At 45.4% G+C, this 18258-nt stretch carries 9 protein-coding genes; 5 read left to right on the top strand and 4 right to left on the bottom strand.

The genetic code is table 11. The features are described 5' to 3' along the window. The first annotated feature begins 572 nt into the window (after window positions 1-572). The 4 genes from BMW97_RS09590 (at window position 573) to avs5 (ending at window position 9126) form a co-directional block, all read left to right on the top strand. Window positions 573-2882, top strand: a complete 2310-nt coding sequence (locus BMW97_RS09590; RefSeq protein WP_090392671.1) for a tellurite resistance TerB family protein — start codon at window positions 573-575, stop codon at window positions 2880-2882. A gap of 3 nt (window positions 2883-2885) precedes the next feature. Continuing rightward, window positions 2886-4202 (top strand): ATP-binding protein, encoded by a 1317-nt coding sequence (locus BMW97_RS09585; protein ID WP_090392670.1) that lies wholly within the window; start codon window positions 2886-2888, stop codon window positions 4200-4202. Next, entirely contained in the window at window positions 4199-6397 is a 2199-nt protein-coding gene (locus BMW97_RS09580) for a DEAD/DEAH box helicase (protein WP_090392668.1), read from the top strand. Before BMW97_RS09585 ends, BMW97_RS09580 begins: the two co-directional genes overlap by 4 nt. A gap of 419 nt (window positions 6398-6816) precedes the next feature. After that, complete coding sequence (gene avs5, locus BMW97_RS09575; RefSeq protein ID WP_090392666.1) at window positions 6817-9126, top strand: AVAST type 5 anti-phage protein Avs5; 2310 nt, start codon at window positions 6817-6819, stop codon at window positions 9124-9126. Between the two features lie 679 nt (window positions 9127-9805). Here the strand turns inward: avs5 and BMW97_RS09570 are convergent. Continuing rightward, window positions 9806-13435 carry a DEAD/DEAH box helicase gene (locus BMW97_RS09570; RefSeq protein WP_090392664.1) on the bottom strand — a complete coding sequence of 1210 codons (3630 nt, stop codon included), beginning with the start codon at window positions 13433-13435 and terminating at the stop codon, window positions 9806-9808. A gap of 431 nt (window positions 13436-13866) precedes the next feature. On the opposite strand from BMW97_RS09570, the gene BMW97_RS09565 reads away from it, so the two are divergent. After that, window positions 13867-14496, top strand: a complete 630-nt coding sequence (locus BMW97_RS09565; RefSeq protein ID WP_139177194.1) for a hypothetical protein — start codon at window positions 13867-13869, stop codon at window positions 14494-14496. A 361-nt stretch (window positions 14497-14857) separates the two neighbouring features. Here BMW97_RS09565 and catA read toward each other — a convergent pair whose 3' ends face one another. The 3 genes from catA to BMW97_RS09550 form a co-directional block, all read right to left on the bottom strand. Beyond that, entirely contained in the window at window positions 14858-15535 is a 678-nt protein-coding gene (catA, locus tag BMW97_RS09560; protein WP_045909830.1) for a type A chloramphenicol O-acetyltransferase, read from the bottom strand. A 63-nt stretch (window positions 15536-15598) separates the two neighbouring features. Next, a complete protein-coding gene (locus tag BMW97_RS09555; RefSeq protein ID WP_045909829.1) occupies window positions 15599-17530 on the bottom strand; it encodes a putative bifunctional diguanylate cyclase/phosphodiesterase in 1932 nt (643 codons plus the stop codon). 17 nt (window positions 17531-17547) lie between these two features. Next, window positions 17548-18042 carry a putative pterin-binding protein gene (locus tag BMW97_RS09550; protein ID WP_024909477.1) on the bottom strand — a complete coding sequence of 165 codons (495 nt, stop codon included), beginning with the start codon at window positions 18040-18042 and terminating at the stop codon, window positions 17548-17550. Between the last annotated feature and the right edge of the window lie 216 nt (window positions 18043-18258).

Below are 18258 nucleotides of genomic sequence, written 5' to 3'. Positions count from 1 at the left end.
CAGGGTATGTTATTGAGTTAAAAGGTAGTTCTTATAATTCGTAATGCGAAGGTCGTAGGTTCGACTCCTATTATCGGCACCAGTCATATCAAGTAATTACACAGCACTCCTACCTTCTTTACTTTTCTGTGGAACAAATTTAGGACAGAAAATTTGGAAATCGCGTCAATTTGCAGTGTATGTTTGGTCAGATGTTATGGGGATAAATGGACCGATCTAAGAAACATTTAGATAGTCTCTCAAACATCCATTTTGTTATAACGAAAAAGCTATCCCAACCTGAAAAGCCAACTATCCCCTATATATTCGAGGTCATGGAACCTGAATCTTCGCCTCCTGCTAGTGTGAATACGGCTAAGAGCCAAGCACAACTTCACTCCCTTTAAGATTCATTTCTTGTTAGAAATGCTTAATCGATAATTATTTTCAATTCAATCAATGCTTTAATTTTTGACGCATTTTGTTTTTAACCCATGCGATTTAGATGTATTATTTTAAGACTAATCCTCTTGCCATATTTTTCATAAACATCGACCCGGTATATGTGAAAAGTTATTTTAAGGTTGCTTCTCATGGAGTTATGGATATTTTTAGCGGCGATTTATGTTGTTTATTTGTTGTTTTTCAAAAAGAAAAAGCATAGATCCACCGAGTCTCTTGTTTCAAGGACCGTCAAAGCACCGCCTAAAGAATGGATTGCTGACATCAAGAAAAAGGAGGCGGTTGTGCGAAACGATGATAGTGAAGACGATAACCTTGCAACTTTTACATTGAGCGGTGGCCGGGGTCTTGAACTTCAGGTGACAACCAATCATTACAGGAATACCTCAAAGTCAGCAGGTGCACTAGCTCGATGGGTACTTCCGGGTGAGATGATAACTGTAGCTGGTGTAGCAATTAGCGGTGGCCACATTTACGTGGGGCAACGTATGAAGCCCTCCGGTCAGGAATCAGGCGGCTATTATGACGATGGAAGTGAGGCATCATTAATTGATGACACATGTAAGATAAAACCTACTTCTTATCTTTACGAGGACAGTTCATTAGGATACTGGCCCAGTTTTTCCTCTCTTTCCTCAGAAGCACGCGGTGCGTATGTCAGTTGGCTTGCCAGCGATAGGTCTGATCCATCGTGTCCTATCGGCTATGTTTTTATCTACCTCTACGGCCTGGAAAGAAAAGCGCTCGTAGATTCCACTGACCCAAAATTCCCTGATGCTGAGTTCTGTAATCTGTTCAATGAAGTCGCTCGGTTAAGATCGGTATTCATTGAGAACCGCTCCTTCCGTGGATATTCGACCCAATTACTCGAAGCCATGTCTATTCTGCGCCCGAACATGGGCTTAGCCACTGAGCTCGATAGCAATTCAGGTTTCAGCAACAGCATGCAATTTAAGCTGGCTCTGGCAAAAACTGTACATGAAGGAGTTCCTGTATCAGCTGAACTGGCGTTGAACTGGGTAATAAACCACACCGAGTATTCGCTGCGTACCCCGGCTCGCCGCTGTGCTAAAGAGTTTGCTGCGCTTTTCAAACGGCGTTACACCCTCAAATATGGTGAAGGGATGGTCGTTAAGGCGAATAAAACGCGCCTAAGGTTAGATTACACACCAGCAAGTCCTAGTTTGCGAGGTGTTCGACTTCCTGTTCCCGACCTGCCTGATCCAAGTGCGTTGAAGAGCCCTGTCCAGAAAATTATGTCTCTTGCCGACATATGTACGGATGAACTTGATGCTTATAGTCGCTACCTTGGTAGGAAAGGTACGTCAGTCAATGATACGGCTGCAATTATGTTGCTCCCTTCAGAGATCGTTAATGAAAGCGCAGAAAAAATATTAAGCTCATTCAAACGCTGGGCTGATGAGGCGATCCTCGTCAAGGAGGGGTTAGTCTCAGTTGCTGACTTTTGGGCACATATGAATGCCAGTTGCCCCAATAAGATCAATAAAAAAGAGGCCGATTTGATGCAGGCCTTTGCTCTGAAGATGGGTTACGGTCTGGCACCTGACCCGTATTATCACCATGTGAAGGCGGATGTTGATGGGACACTTGTTCTATTCCCTGCCGCCGAAGGTGGACGCTTCTCACCTTCTCCTGAATTTATCTCAGCCGTAATGACGCTCAGATTAGGGGCGATGGTCGCCTTGATTGACGATTCTCTTGATCAAGCTGAACAGAAAGTGCTTGAGAATGCCATCAACAACAATCCTGGCTTCACCGATGATGAAAAACGCTCTCTACATGCGTATTTAACGTGGCAACTTCATACCCCAGCCAATATGACAGGAATGAAAAGCAGGATTGAGTTGATGGGGGCCGCGGAAAAAGCTGCTGTGGGTAAGGTTATCGTTAGTGTTGCCTGTTCGGATGGGAAAATAGCGCCTGCCGAAATCAAACAGCTTGAGAAGATTTATTCAAGTTTGGGGCTGGATCCCTCATCTGTCTCGAGCAATATCCATCAGCATTCCGCAACTGAACATGATCTCGTCTCGTCTGTACCAACTGATCAGCCAGCAGCAGGGTTCACACTGGATGCTAATGTACTTGCCCGCCACGAATCTGCCACGGATGATGTTCGTAAATTGCTGAACACAATTTTCACCGAAGAAGAACCGGAAGAGCTAGAAAGCGCTCCAGCCTCATTAACGGAAACGGGGGGGCTTGACTCCGCACATAGCCAGCTTTATCGCAGTTTGCTGGAGAAAGAACAGTGGTCCCGAAAAGAGGCGACAGAATTGTGCGGAAATTTGAATTTGATGCTCGGCGGTGCGCTTGAGGTGATCAATGACTGGTCCTATGCGGTGGTTGATGCTCCGGTGCTGGACGATGCCGATGATGATATCTGGGTTGACCTGGAAATTGCCAAAGAATTAGAGGGATAGTGAATGTCTGTAACACGTATAAGAGTGAAAGAACGTGACGCTATTATTCAGTCACTTAAGTCAGGTGTAACGCCAAGGATAGGTATTCAGCATATCCAGGTTGGCCGTGTGAATGAGATCACCGCTCTCCATCAGGATATTGAGAGGATTGCTGACGGTGGGGCAAGCTTCAGACTTATCATCGGTGAGTACGGTTCAGGTAAAACTTTCTTTCTGAGTGTTGTGCGCTCTATAGCGTTAGAGAAGAAGCTGGTGTCAGTCAGTGCTGACCTTTCCCCTGACAGACGTATTCACTCATCGGGAGGTCAGGCTCGTAACCTCTATTCAGAGCTTATGAAAAACATGTCCACCAGAAACAAGCCGGATGGTAATGCGTTACTTAGCGTTGTTGAAAGGTTCGTTACGGAGGCAAGGAAGGAAGCTGACACGGACGGCTCCGAGGTTTCATCAGTTATTCATAAACGCCTGGCAGCTCTGTCAGATATGGTGGGGGGATATGACTTTGCGAAGGTCATTGATGCATTCTGGCGCGGGCATGAACAGGATAACGAAACGCTAAAATCAAATGCTATTCGCTGGTTGCGGGGAGAGTACACCACCAAAACTGATGCCCGTAACGATCTCGACGTTCGGACTATTATCTCAGACGCTTCATTCTATGATTCTTTAAAGTTGATGAGCCTTTTTGTCCGCCAGGCAGGCTATGCCGGTCTTTTGGTCAGCCTCGACGAAATGGTGAACCTCTTTAAGCTGAATAATACGCAAGCAAGAACAGCGAACTACGAACAGATTTTGCGGATCCTGAATGATTGCCTGCAAGGCTCAGCCGAGAACATTGGTTTTATCCTCGGGGGTACGCCAGAGTTTCTTTTCGATCCGCGTAAAGGTCTTTACAGCTATGAGGCGCTCCAGTCGCGTCTGGCGGAAAACCGGTTCGCGCAAAAAGCAGGAGTGATTGACTACTCATCCCCCACTTTGCATCTTGCCAACCTCACCCCTGAGGAACTGTATATTTTGCTGAGAAACCTTCGTCATGTTTATGCAGGTGGAGATCCAGAGAATTATCTGGTACCAGATGATGCACTGACTGGATTTCTGCATCACTGTAGTAAAACCATTGGAGACGCTTACTTCCGTACCCCCCGTAATACCATAAAAGGTTTCCTGGACATGCTGGCCGTGCTGGAACAAAACAGAACGATGAACTGGCAAACTCTAATCGAGGGTGTGGCGATTGAAGAGGACAGGCCCAGCGATATGGATGACGCCACTACGGAGGAAAGCGATGACGACGACGGACTGGCGAACTTCAAACTATGAGCAGTGCCTACGATAGCCTCGATCCCCGCGTCCGTAAGTGGGTTTACAAGCAGGGTTGGTCTACATTAAGGCCCTTGCAGGAGAGTTCTATCCCGGCAATTTTAGCCCGTGATCGAGACGTGCTAATCAGTGCAGGTACAGCAGCGGGTAAAACAGAGGCTTTCTTTCTTCCTGCCTGTTCGGCAGTTGCAGATCTCACTAATGGATTTGGCATCGTCTATATTAGTCCGTTGAAGGCGTTGATTAACGATCAGCACCGTCGTCTTGAGAGCCTTGGAGATGCATTGGAAATGCCAGTGACTCCCTGGCACGGGGATGTACCACAAAGCAAAAAGAAGAAGGCTCGGACGAACCCTGCTGGCATTTTACTGATTACACCTGAGTCGCTTGAGTCTTTGCTCATAAACTCAATGGGCTGGCTCAAACAGGCATTTTCTTCAGTCGCATACATCGTTATTGATGAGTTTCATGCTTTTATTGGCTCAGAGCGTGGTGTACAGCTACTTTCTCTGCTCAATAGAATTGACCATGTGCTAGGACGCCAGGTAAATCCAATTCCCCGCGTTGCGTTGAGTGCCACGCTGGGGGAACTGGAGAAAGTGCCCGAACTGTTGCGCCCGGACAAACGACTCCCCTGCGTAACTGTTACAGATAGTAATAGCACTGCTACTCTTCAGGTACAGGTCAAAGGGTACCTGGAGCGAGTGATCCAAAAAGAGGAAGAACTTCAGAGTTCAGCTGAACATGACGTTTGCGCCGACATTTATAGACTTTGTCGTGGCGATTCTCATTTGGTCTTTGCAAACAGCCGAAAGCGCACTGAAAGCATTGCGGCAACGCTGAGCGACATGTGTGAGGAACAAATTGTTCCGAATGAATTTTTCCCCCACCATGGTTCCCTTGCCAAGGAATTACGTGAGGCGCTTGAATCTCGTCTTCAGAAAGGAAATTTGCCCACTACAGCTGTTTGTACAATGACGCTTGAGTTGGGAATTGATATCGGTAAGGTTAAGTCGGTTATTCAAGTTACGCCTCCGCATTCTGTTTCCAGTTTGCGCCAGCGTATGGGGCGTTCTGGGCGACGCGATTCCCCATCAATACTCAGAATGCTAATTACAGAAAATGAGCTTACTGTGAGTAGTAGTATCGTTGATCACCTACGACTCCAGTTGGTGCAGTCGATGGCAATGATCAGGTTGATGATCTCTAAACAATGGTTTGAGCCTGCCGATTCCCGGCAGATGCATTACTCCACGCTGCTACACCAGATTCTTGCAATTACCGCACAATGGGGTGGAGTTCGTGCCGACCAACTCTGGTCACAACTATGCCAGACAGGGCCGTTCAGAAATGTAGATTTAAACGATTTCAAAAGCCTGCTTAAACATATGGGAGCATGTGGCCTACTCACTCAACTTGCTAGCGGCGAAATGGTTGTTGGGGCAGAGGGTGAGAAACTGACTAACCATTACACGTTTTATGCCGTGTTCAATACACCGGAAGAGTTCCGCATTGTCACCGGAAACAGAACCCTTGGAACAGTGCCTGTGGACTCCCCACTGCTACCAGACCAACATATCATCTTCGGTGGGCGGCGCTGGAAAGTGACAGAGATCGAGACAGAGAAAAAAGTTATCTATGTAGAGGCAACCAAAGGCGGTCAGCCACCACAATTTAGTGGGGGAGGAATGTCTGTTCATGATGCCGTACGTCAGGAAATGCTCGCTATCTATAGGGAAAGTGATTACCGCATAGCGATAGGTAGCAAGAGAGTAGATTATGCCGATTCTGCCGCCAGAAATCTATTTGCTGAAGGCTGTAGTAACTTTCGGCGTTATGACCTGCAAAATGAGTATTTTATTACGAGTGGGCAACACTGTTATGTAATTCCCTGGATGGGGGATAAAGTTGTGAATACGATTACAGCCTTGCTCATACGGTATGGCTTTAAAGCCAATTCATTAGCCGGTGTTATAGAGATTGATGATGCAAGTGTAGCAACGGTTCAACAGGCGCTTAAAAAAATGCTGTTGTCAGGCTTACCATCTGCATTTGATCTTGCCGAAGATGTTCCAGAAAAGTTCTTGGATAAATACGACGAGTATTTACCAGAATCCCTTCTTGCGAAGGGATTTGGGCAAAAAGCGTATGACATTGAAGGTACTTGTATTTGGTTGAACCAGCATCTTAAGTAAACTAGCTAAGCGATAAGGGCGATCTGCTCTCCCGTTGATCGAGGCCGATTGATGTTAGCAATGTTCACTCTTGACTCGAATCTGCCAGAAATCGAGGTCACAAGGTCTGCTTTGAGTGAGGAGCGCAAATGGATAAAGCCCTTATGAGTTCTTGTTCAATGACCTTACTTTTGAGAGTCACTGGGTTAGATCATGTTTCATGTTTGCAATAAAATATATATTTCAACTTAGGTTTATAACTTAAGTGTTAGTTTCTGATCTAAACCAGATTATTAATCTCTCCTAGAGTGAAATGAGTTAAGCCAAGAGTTGATAAAATGAACAGGTTTTTTTACAATATCCGAATGTTCGCTAGCGAACAGGTATCTAAAATAAATTTTCTGAGCTAAATTTACAATTCAAATTGTACCGAGGATAAAATGCAAGTACAACATCATTCTGAACCAAACTTGAAGCATGAGATTGTGGCTTTATTTAAGGCTTCTCAATTGATACCTTTTTTTGGCAGTGGATTTACTAGAGATATTAGAGCAAAAAATGGTAAAGTTCCTGATGCTATTAAACTTACGGAGTTGATTAGGAATATAGCGGCAGAAAAAGAAGGGTTAACACAAACAGAAATAGATGAAATTCTAAGAATCAGCCAGCTTAAAAAAGCGTTTGGACTTCTAAGTATGGAGGAATATATACCCAAACGAAAATCGAAGGCATTATTAGGTAACATTTTTTCAGAGTGTAAACTCTCTGATCACGAAAAGACAAAAATAATAAATTTAGATTGGCCTCACATTTTCACGTTTAATATTGATGATGCTATAGAGAACGTTAATAGAAAATACAAAATCCTGCATCCAAATCGAGCAGTTCAGAGAGAATATATATCCGCTAATAAATGTCTATTCAAAATTCATGGCGATATTACTGAATATATTAAATACGAAGATCAAAATCTGATATTTACTTGGCGTGAATATGCACACAGTATAGAAGAAAATAAATCCATGCTATCCTTTTTATCTGAGGAGGCTAAAAACTCAGCTTTCCTTTTCATAGGTTGCAGTCTTGATGGCGAGCTTGATTTAATGCATTTATCAAGAAGTACACCATTTAAGAAATCAATTTATTTGAAGAAAGGATATTTAAATTTAGAAGAAAAAATAGCTCTTTCGGAGTACGGCATCGAAAAAGTAATTACCTTTGACACTTACGATCAGATATATCAATGGTTAAATAACATACTTCAGAATGTTGAGCGAAAATCCCCCACAAGAAGTTTCGAACTCGATGATTCCAAGTTAATGAAAGAAGAAGCTATAAATTTATTTGCTAATGGAGGCCCTGTAACTAAAATAGTGGGTAACAAAAGAATTCTTCGAAATTCTATAACTTTTTCTCAGCGAGATGTCTGTGATGATGCAATTAAAGCACTACGGGATCATGACTATATCCTAATTACAGGTCGACGTTTCAGCGGAAAATCTGTACTTTTATTTCAAATCATTGAGGCAAAAAAAGAATATAATGCCTCTTATTACTCTTCGACTGATACATTCGATCCTTCCATTAAAAATTCATTGATAAAATTCGAGAATCATATATTCGTTTTCGACTCTAATTTCTTTAATGCACAAAGCATTGATGAGATTTTAACCATAAGGGTGCATCCTAGTAACAAAATTGTTTTATGCTCGAGTTTTGGTGATGCAGAGTTATATAGATTCAAGTTAAAGGACAGAAAGATATTACATACCGAAATTCAGATAAAAAATAACTTGATTAATGAAGAAGGTAACTATCTCAACGATAAGCTTTCTTTTGAGGGACTACCACTTTATAAATCTTCAGAGACGTTGTTGAATTTTGCTTATCGATACTATAGCGAGTATAAAAATAGACTAAGTGGTTCTAATTTATTTAATAAGCAATTTGATGAAGATTCTATATTTGTTTTGATTTTAATTGCAGCTTTTAATAAAGCCACATATGGTCATATCATCAGTCACAATAAATACTTTGATATTCAGAGTTTTATTTCGCAAAATGATAGATTATTTGAATTGGAGTCAACTAACACAGAACCAAGTGGAGTTATAATCTGCAATTCACCATCCTGGCTTTTAAGAGTTATCAGTGATTATATTGATAAAAACCCTGCATCTTATAAAACAGTATCTGAGTTAATAATATCTCTTGCGTCAAAAGGATTTCTTGCAGCATCAAGGAATCTTATAAGCTTTGATAAACTAAATGAACTTGGGAATGGAAGGAATGTCCATAAATTTATTAGGGATATATATAAGGAGATTGCACATACCTATCGTGAAGATATGCACTACTGGTTACAAAGGGCTAAGTCAGAATTAATATCGGCACACACAATTGATGACCTCATCGAAGGAATGAGTTATGCAAGCAAAGTAAGACTTGATAGTGCCGAGCTTAAAAATCAAACTTATTACAGTGCCACATTAGTATTAGCGCAGTTGTCTGCAAGGGCTCTATCTATAAATAATGATAAAATATATGCGCTGAGCTTCTTTGAAAGTAGCCTAGAATCCATCCGAAATTATAATAATAACTCAAGGCACATAAACAAAATGATGGATAAAAATGATGGTGGCTTTAGATATGCAATACAATATCTTAAGAATAATCCATTAATAGAACTCCTTCCTCGTAAAGAAGAAGTCAATGAATTAATTAACTTCTATGAGAGCCGTAAGAAATAATCATCCTTAATTAATAAATGGCAAGTGACTCATTCCCTTGTCATTTATTAAACTCTTAAAAAATTATCCCACAAAGTATTAAACTGAGCTAATGAGATTGTGTTTTGGCTATGTCATTGTTTTATTTCCAAAATACTTTCGCTTAAGTATTGACAGGCAGTGGTCAGTTGTTTTGGCTTGTGACCAAGCCTTTTAATAATAGAACTTTAAAACAATCAATCTGATTTTTGAAATTTATCTCAATGTTAAATTCTTCCTCTTTTGGCACTAAGCGGGCTAAAGCGGACATATTTGACGGGATAAGGGCATAGATGAATTCTCCATACCCTTGAACGATTACTTCCCAGTTGACTTGCTCGGTTTCAGTCCCGGGGTATTGCCGGGTGTATCCTTATTATCACGTCTGCGTTGATCGGGTTTTCCTGTTGATTTTGCAATTGGTTTTGGACCAGGTTTAAGCCCCATAATCGTGTTCCTTAGCCTTGTCAGAGGTTATTCCTCAGTGTGGGTATAAGGGGAGCGGTAAGAATTATCAAGCTCGGATGGGCGGTGGGTAATGACTACTAGACTATTATGTGAGCAATGTCAGTGTTTGACATGTAACGACCGGTCCGATACTGACGTAGGTTGCAGATTGTTCGCGATGAGCCCTCAACAATGAGGGCCACCTCGGAGATTGTCAGTCTGATTGCGCCAATTGCCGATGCAGGACCTGCAGACTAGTTCCCGCCCCTGCCCATGCAGCAACCGAGCCGACCACATACAGGTTTTGCTTGGCGCGTGAGACGGCTACATTGATTATATTTGGCGGGCTTGCTGCCCACTGACGCGCCCTTTGCTGACTCGCTTTCGGCGCACCCAGCAACAGGATGACCGTGTCCGCCTCTCGGCCCTGGAACGTGTGGATCGTGCCTACACGATCACGGCACCACTCATCCAACTTTACGCCGAACGTTCGCAGCAGGTCGGTTTCTCTGTCGAGACGCCGACGCATGTTCTGCTCTACGATCTTGAATGGTGTGATAATAAATACGTCTGGATTTGTAATGCCCGATGCTGCCAGCTCTTTGAGCATTCGTACAACCGCTTCGCCCTCCTCGGGGCACCACTTCGTCTCAGCATCGCCATTGATATCCACCCAGTGAGATCTCCCCAAAGCCGAGCCGATAGATCCAGGTCTTTTAGGCCCGACAGCATGGACCATCTGCCCGGCATAGGCGATGGAGTTAGAAACATCGAACATTGGGTTCTGACAACGCCTGTGAACGAGGAGTGGCAGCCCGACTTCTCGATCACCTACGTCCATGACGAAGGTGGATTTGAAGCGTGATGCCTGATCAGCAAGGGTCTGCGTAGATGCTGCGGGGGCAGACCATTCGACTTGGTCAATGTCAAAGAACTTGCAGATTTCGGCGTTCAGCTTTTCAGGAAGTGAAACTACAGGTGGGATTTGCAACGGGTCACCTACCACGATGGAGCGCTTTGCCCGCATGATAGCTCCAACTGCTGCCTGAGGAACGGCCTGGCCCGCTTCATCTACAAGAAGCCAGCCAATGCTCTCTGGTGGCAGATCCCCGAACATCGTCCGAACAGAGGCGAATGTCGTGGACACGGTTGGCACAACCATGAAAAGGCTCGACCAAAGGTCGGGGAGAAGTTCACGGTGCGCGGAAGACTGGAAGGCACCAGCCACCATACCCGACATCAATAGCCCAAGATTGTGTTGCAAGCGGCTGGCCGAAGCATCAATGAACGTTTTATGCACAGTCAGGGCAGCGGCGAAAAGATCCTCTCGCAGGTGATGAACCTGATCGGGAAGCCATGGCGCAGTCAGGTGGATAGCCTCGTGCTCGCGCTCGAAGAATCTCTCATCAACGACTCTGTCTCCCATGCGGTTGCGTGCCTCTGCCTCGGCTGCCTTCAATTTCGAGACAGCCTGACATTTGCTGGAAATTTCTTGGTCGAGTTGCTGTAACTGAGACTTAATATTGCTCCACTTAGTCCTTGCAAGCTCCAGGGCACCGTCTGTCTCCTGCGCCCGTAAGACTGATTGCTGCAAGGTCGCCGAGAGCTTCTGCAGTGTCGATCTCCACGACTTCCAGGCCGCAGTTGCGAACAAACGGGAGAAGAAACCTGGACGGCAAGCAAGATGGCTGTTGAGCATGATCTTGTCCTGCTCGATCTGCGATTTTGCCTTCTCATGCTCCCATTGGTAGGATTCAGCAGTCTGGTGTGCCTCTTCGACAGCTTCAATCAGACTCGGACGACGCTGTTCCACCCTTTGTAGTTCGGTAGTCGCTCCCTTGAGTGCCTGGATATCCCGTCGCATCTCTTCGATGCTGGCGATTTCGGTGTCTACCGTCTCCTTGAGTTTAAGGAAAACGGTTCGTGCTTTCTGCCAGGCCGCTAAAGCGTCCGCTTCGTTGGTGCTGGGCCGCTCATTGACGACCACGCTGGGCATCACGCGATCGATGATTTCGCCAGTTTGTTCATCTTTGATCTCACGCAAGACGTTTAAGCCGCGAGCTGCTTTCAGGTAGGTAAGGAAACCACCGTCTTCATTCCACCAGAAACTTTGCTGGAACGCGCCTCGGTTGCTGCTCTTGCCGAGAGCCGCGGCAATCAATCCCCAGGTTTCGACAGGGTCGGATGGGATGTCCCCCTCGGCCTCGGCTTCGAAATAGCCGGCGCGTTTGGGATTCGCAATCAGGTCGCTGATGGACCGGAAGTAGGCGATCTGTTCATGGCGACCATTGGCTTCCTTGAGAGGAAGCTCTTTACTGACGTTTTCGACTGCTTTGTTATTGGAGGAGGCTACGACGATCTCATGGCCCCTCAAGGACGCATGTAACCTGTAGAAGTGCAGGAATGCATTGGAACCGAATGCCAGCTTCTCGCCTGTTGTGGAAAAGGCATCCTGCGGTTTATTGAAGCCGCACATCGCCGTGGCCCGATCAAGAATGCACCCAACGACAATATCTCGCAGAAGAGTGGTCTTTCCAGTACCCGGTGGCCCATTGATACCGATGATACCTGGAGCATCATTCAGCTCAGCACGCGCCGCATTCACGGCAGCCTGTTGAAGCAGTACCAATGGATGGCCGCCTTTCGAAGGCCAACGAGCCTGCGGCATGAGCGACGGCGCGACGAAAGGCTCAACTGCGGAAATGGGCGATAGCACGTCGATTTTTTGGTCAGGCCTGCCAATTCCCATATAGCGGCGCAAACCGGTTCCGGCTTTGCCCGTCTCGAGCAATTTGGTTGCTTCACCGAGATCTTCAAGATAGAAGGAATTCAGTAACGAAGGTTCAGGCGGCGACTTGGCCTTGAAATGATGAAACACCTTAATCGCGAATGTGGGTGGCTCAACCAAATGTTCGGGTACACCGAACTGAGACACAAGCCATTTAAAAGCATTAAGAACGACATCCAAATCGATCGGTATGGGTTCTCCATCCTCGTTGTAGCGGCGAACTATTCGATCCAGATGCTCGATGATGCGCGGCTCAACATTCGGCCAATTCCCTAAGCTCCCAAGCTTCAGATCGAGAGCCGGCTTGAGTGCCCAGGCAAAACTGGAAACGGCAACGCCTTTTTCCTCAAGCACATAACCTTCCTTGTCGATCAGGATCGAGCCGATGGCCGCTTTCTTACCGTCTGGGCGTGAACTCTCCTCATCCTCGCCAAAAACCTTGACCAGCTCGTCCGTGGCCTTGTCGAGAGCGATGGAGCCGAGGACGACCTCGAAATAAAGCTTATAACTAGGCTTGCTGCGGGCATTTGGTCCCCAAGGAACACCTCGCTCCAATAGAGCAACCCTGGAGCGGTCGCCGGTTGCCATATCCTCTGGGCGTTTATAACCTTGAGGCGACAGTGCTTCGAGGGCTGTCCATGCTGCCAGTATTGCTCGCGCATCATTCGCCTTATCTGACGGAGAGAAAGATGGGAGTGGACCTAGATCAATTTGGTCTTTGTCGAATTGCTGTCGCATGGCAGTGTCTGGGATAGCCTTCTGTTGCAGTTGCTCTACAGCTGCAGGTGCACTGTGGGGCACAGCTTGAGAAAATTGTATGGACGCCGAATCGGGATTACGTGTTGATGGGTTGGAAGCCGACATGGCGACCTCGCTGCGGTCGCTAAGTGCAGTTAGAGATTGCTCGATTTTAGACGTCAGCGTCCGCGCCCTGGCAGTGTTGCGAAAGGTCAGCTCGCTCAACAGCTGTTCAAGTTCACTAACATTGTTGCGGGACTGTTCGAAGATTGCTTCCAGATCGAAGATAGATTTTTGCGCATACTGCCGTGTCTTCATTTATTTCTGCGGCTCCATACCCCTTCAGTTAAGAGATATTATGCTAATTTGCTTGATTTCTAAAACTATTAACGTGCGCTCATGACGTAGATCCAAATCTCGGTGGGATGCTTAACTGGCTGCTTACGTGCAAAGACGCACTCTGTGCAAATCAATATAATGCAGGTTCGTTGGTATGACTTGATGGTTGAGGGCCAGCCAAAGGCTATTACCCGTGAGCTTGAGGTACGGTAATAAGTTTTCGACATCTGGATAGATTTTTATTCGCGTGTCCATGAGCACATTGACTTCGTCCCTGCACATTAATGATATACAGCATATTGCCCAAGCTCCCATATTTTTTGCCCTCTTGTTAGCAAGTAGATTTCCTTATTTCCATGAGCTAAACTGTGCAGCTGGATTCCTCCCAGCGAGCACGCGCAGAGTGAACCATGATCCGCAGAAACAAACCATTTAATACTCTTTCCCGCCGTCGGCGTCGTGCCCGGACACAACACGTCAAGAATCTGATCCACCGCGAGCGTCACCGCTGCGGAGGGCTGCATTATGATGATTGCGATTCTGAAAATGCAGAGGCCATTGCTGCGGGTTGGATGTGGACCTGGAGCGATGTTTTATTCTTGGGTAATTCGCCAGATGTGTACTGGAATGCGGAGATCATTACCATTGACGTAGCGCGTGCGGATATTGTGGAAAATCTGGTGTTTGAGGAAGCTCATGCCATGTTGAGCCAAAACCAGCAGGAAGATGAAGCCCGCATGGATACAACACCAAACTACAATGCGAAAGGGAAGGTGGTTAGCCATACGGTGGTAGAACGTACCCGCGTTTCTTATCCTCAATTCGGTGGATTAACCTATTTCGACTACATTGATAAACGCTTGGCCGAAGTCATGCGCGACAACCCGCCTGTAGTTACTCCTGGCTACCGCATTCAATCTGGCTATCGTAGCGGCATTGGTTTGCAAATCATCGTGGAAGAGTCGGTGCTCACTCGCGAGATAATCGACAGTGCGATCCGCTCATTTTTGGCTGGGGATATGCCCCTGGTCCCTAAGTAAACAAGATGATGAAGCAAACTCTTTGTAGAGTAACTCAGCAATAAACACTTTAATGCACCCGATGAAATCTTTGGCGGCCGAATGAACGTGTGAACATGAATTCGACCCAGTAGTAGCCTTGGATGCCAAAGGAATGATTTCAGATATCAAGGCTGATACCTGATACTTTTGAACGCCACTAAAAAAAGAACTGTGTGACATACTGACATCTGGGGGTACTTATGGGGGTATTCTAAAAGATCGAATGAAATAAAGTGATTGAAAATCAATGTTTTTATGCTGTTGGTTCTGTTCCTGTTATCGCACCATCTTTAAACGTAGTCTTCCGACTATCAAATAAACAACATTTGTCCCTTGTGCATTAGCCATTCCTCTCCTCTGAAAGCCCCGACAAACCATCACACATCTCCTGCAACTCATTAAACATTCTTGCCACATGAAAGCCATCACACACCGAATGATGGACCTGCACCGCGAGCGGCAACAGCACTTTTCCATCCTGCTCGTAGTATTTTCCAAACGTGAACATAGGCGAAAAGAAGTTCTTCATGTGAGCAATGTTCATCGTAAAGTTCGTAAACGTTACCCACGGAATAGACGAGACAAAAAAGACATTTTCCCGGGACTCTTCCTTAGGCCAGTAGGAAAGGCTATTTCCATAGCGGGCGGTATCTTCTGCATACGTGTTCTGGAAGTGATGAATATTGCCGTCATAGTGGCTCCACAATGACGAAAACGTCTCCGTTTCGGGGTGGAAAATGGTGTAGCTGGGATGAACTTCATTCCATATGACAAGCTCATTGTCCTTCATGGCCATACGGAACTCAGGATGCCGGTTCATGATGTTAGACAAGAGAAAAATGATCGTCGGGTAAAACTTCCAACCCACCGCTTTGATATGTTTTCGCAGCGCGGTGATGTCAATGAGAACGGTTTGGTTAATTGTGCATTCAGCGAATGACTGGAAGACTTCAAAATGCTCCTTCCTTGGCCAACGAGATAAATCAACAGGCGTATACTCCTGGGCTGTTTTTTTCATTTTTTAACCTTTGATTATCAACCGTCTACGTGATTTTGGGCCAGAAACAACCGGACAACCATTTCAACCGTATCTAATCTTCCTGTCAATCTCAGCCTGTGGTTTTCCGAACAGGTATCCCTGCACGAGATCGCAGCCAAGCGCCTGAAGACGTTCAAGCTGCGCTTCGGTTTCAACACCTTCAGCAATGACCCGCATATTGAGGCTTTTCGCCATGCCGGTAATTAACTTAACGATATTAAGGGCATCATCCTGCGTGGATATCGGATTCACAAAGGACTTATCTATCTTAATTTTATCAAAATTAAGTTCACTCAGTCGCGAGAGCGAGGAATATCCGGTTCCGAAATCATCGATGGAAATTTTGACACCAAGTGCCCGGAGCTTTTTGAGAATAGTGATCGGCATGTTGCTGTCACTGAAGAGCGAAGACTCTGTTACCTCTAACTCGAGTCGGTTGGCCGGTAGCCCCGTCTCTTTCAGGATGGACTGCACCATCGTGGTAAACGATTTCGTGCCTAGCTGAACGGGTGAGACGTTCACCGAGATCCTGGCCGGGACCGCCCAGGACACCGCTTCCCGGCAGGCCATCTCAAGCACCGACTTGCCGATCTCATTGATCATTCCCGTTTTTTCAGCGACGGAAATAAAATAATCTGGCGCGAGTATCCCTTTCACCGGGTGTATCCAGCGAATAAGCGCTTCATAGCCGTAAATTTCATTGCTGAATGAATCGACAATAGGCTGGTAATACACAACGAATTCATTGTGATCGATTGCCAGAGCCATATCATGTTCAAGGGTCCTGCTTTCCTGCAGTCTTTGCAGCATCCACTGCCGGAAGACCTTGATCTGCTGCGAACCTTCTTTTTTCGCCTCGTAGAGCGCCAGATCGGCAAATTTATAAAGGTAATCAGAGCGGCGTTCATTATCAGATAAAACGATGCCCACGCAGGTGGCAATTTTTATCAGCTGATTATTAATCGTATAGGGCTGGCTGATATGATCGCTTATTTCTTTGGCGCGCGAAACAGCGGCGGTTTCCGTGAGTCCGTTGGAGAGAAGGGCGAATTCATCGCCGCCCAAACGGTAAAACGTATCCGTTGCGCTGCTCATCGAGGTAAGCCGTCGGGATACCTGATTCAGCAGCAAATCTCCCGTATCATGGCCATAGGTATCGTTGACCTCTTTGAAGCGGTCTAAATCAAATAACATTACGGTGACGGGGACGTGGTTTTTATCTGCCTGAAGATTAATTTTGTTGAGATCGTCCCAGAAGAAAAGGCGGTTTTTCATGCCGGTGAGGGAGTCATGATAAACATCATACTCCAGCTTCGAGTTCTGAATTTGCAGTTTTTCTTTTGATATTTGAAGTTCATCAGCCAGGCTTTTAACCTGCATGTGTGCTTTCAGAATGTTTTTATTCTGGTAGATCATTAAGAAGCCAAGAATAAAGCTTAAAATCACCAGGAGCAAAGAAAGTGCGGAGTAAATATAATACAGGATTTGTATTTTGTTGTTGGATTCATTAACCGTATTAATATCTTTCGTTAATGCCGTTGCAGACAGTTGGCTGAGCGGTGCGTCGAGCTCATGCATATTTGTCAGGTAGGCCTGTAACTCCGGATGGCTCATTTTTTCAAGATGACTATCCAGATAGGCCAGTATTTTTTCTAAGCGTAAAGCGAGCTCCTGATGCGTTTTATCGCTATCAATGTAGCGACCTAAATCGCCCCCCTTCATTAAATCGCCCTGACTGAGCATAATTTCGAGGCGCATGCGGACCTGGTCTATCGTAACGTCATCAGTATCGGTTGCGTATAGACCAAGCCATGATTCAAAACGGTAATACTCTGATACCAGTTGTGCCACGGACCAGGACTCAGTGTATTGAGTCAGTTTTTGCAATTCCTGCTGTCGATCATAAACAAGGTATGCAATATATCCTGTCGTGATAAAAAGAGAAAAAATGATACCAACCAGTATCCTGTTCATTATGTTCTCCTGAACGGCTACTCAATCTTCATTTTGCTTACCTGCCATGCTGATCGTGAGTAATAAATCTGATTATTCAACTCAGGAAGACTGTCATAGGGGTATACAATGAACGATGGGCCTTTATCGCGAATGCGCATATATTCGCCATTAACCTTTAAGGCAAGGATGGCGTTGTATTTTTTAAAGTCGCTGAGAGGGATGACGGTTGAGTAATCATTGAGCGCAATAACATTCACGTTCGTACCTTTTGCACCCACATAATCCATGAGCTTGCTCATGGGGACACCCTCAAACTTCGTACGACCGTTATACCAGGGAGAGGTCGTCTCGAAACTCACTACTCCGAGTTTTTCAAGGCTGGCGAGATCAAACACTGCTTTTCCATTTTCGTTGGTATTTTCTATATTACCGTAAATCGTTAAAATGGGTTTACCAACTGGTTTTGGCAGGTCGCCAGCCCAGGTTACACTTTGTACCAGACAGCATAACAGCAGTAGGGTTAATCGCATTTTGACCTCCACCTTTTTAACAGAAGTATAAGAATTATAATTTAGATATCACACGAGTTGATATATTTTGTTGGGGAGTAGGGGGTTTTATCGTTTTTATTGATGTAAAGTCATTTTAATCAATGAGTTATGTGTTGCGGGTGTCAGGATGTTTGATACGCGAGCGACGCTTAACTTTTTGATAAAAGCTAAAATTGCGGGCATAAATGCTCTTCT

The organism is Enterobacter sp. NFIX58 (assembly GCF_900110475.1).
Lineage (GTDB): Bacteria > Pseudomonadota > Gammaproteobacteria > Enterobacterales > Enterobacteriaceae > Enterobacter > Enterobacter quasiroggenkampii.
The sequence above is the reverse complement of the archived record's forward strand: the minus strand, read 5'-3'. Positions and strand labels throughout refer to the sequence as shown.

Bases quoted from the DNA above. Each gene is read 5' to 3' on its own strand.
- BMW97_RS09590 (WP_090392671.1), top strand. From the start codon at position 573: ATGGAGTTATGGATATTTTTAGCGGCGATTTATGTTGTTTATTTGTTG.
- BMW97_RS09585 (WP_090392670.1), top strand. From the start codon at position 2,886: ATGTCTGTAACACGTATAAGAGTGAAAGAACGTGACGCTATTATTCAG.
- BMW97_RS09580 (WP_090392668.1), top strand. From the start codon at position 4,199: ATGAGCAGTGCCTACGATAGCCTCGATCCCCGCGTCCGTAAGTGGGTT.
- avs5 (WP_090392666.1), top strand. From the start codon at position 6,817: ATGCAAGTACAACATCATTCTGAACCAAACTTGAAGCATGAGATTGTG.
- BMW97_RS09570 (WP_090392664.1), bottom strand. From the start codon at position 13,435: ATGAAGACACGGCAGTATGCGCAAAAATCTATCTTCGATCTGGAAGCA.
- BMW97_RS09565 (WP_139177194.1), top strand. From the start codon at position 13,867: ATGATCCGCAGAAACAAACCATTTAATACTCTTTCCCGCCGTCGGCGT.
- catA (WP_045909830.1), bottom strand. From the start codon at position 15,535: ATGAAAAAAACAGCCCAGGAGTATACGCCTGTTGATTTATCTCGTTGG.
- BMW97_RS09555 (WP_045909829.1), bottom strand. From the start codon at position 17,530: ATGAACAGGATACTGGTTGGTATCATTTTTTCTCTTTTTATCACGACA.
- BMW97_RS09550 (WP_024909477.1), bottom strand. From the start codon at position 18,042: ATGCGATTAACCCTACTGCTGTTATGCTGTCTGGTACAAAGTGTAACC.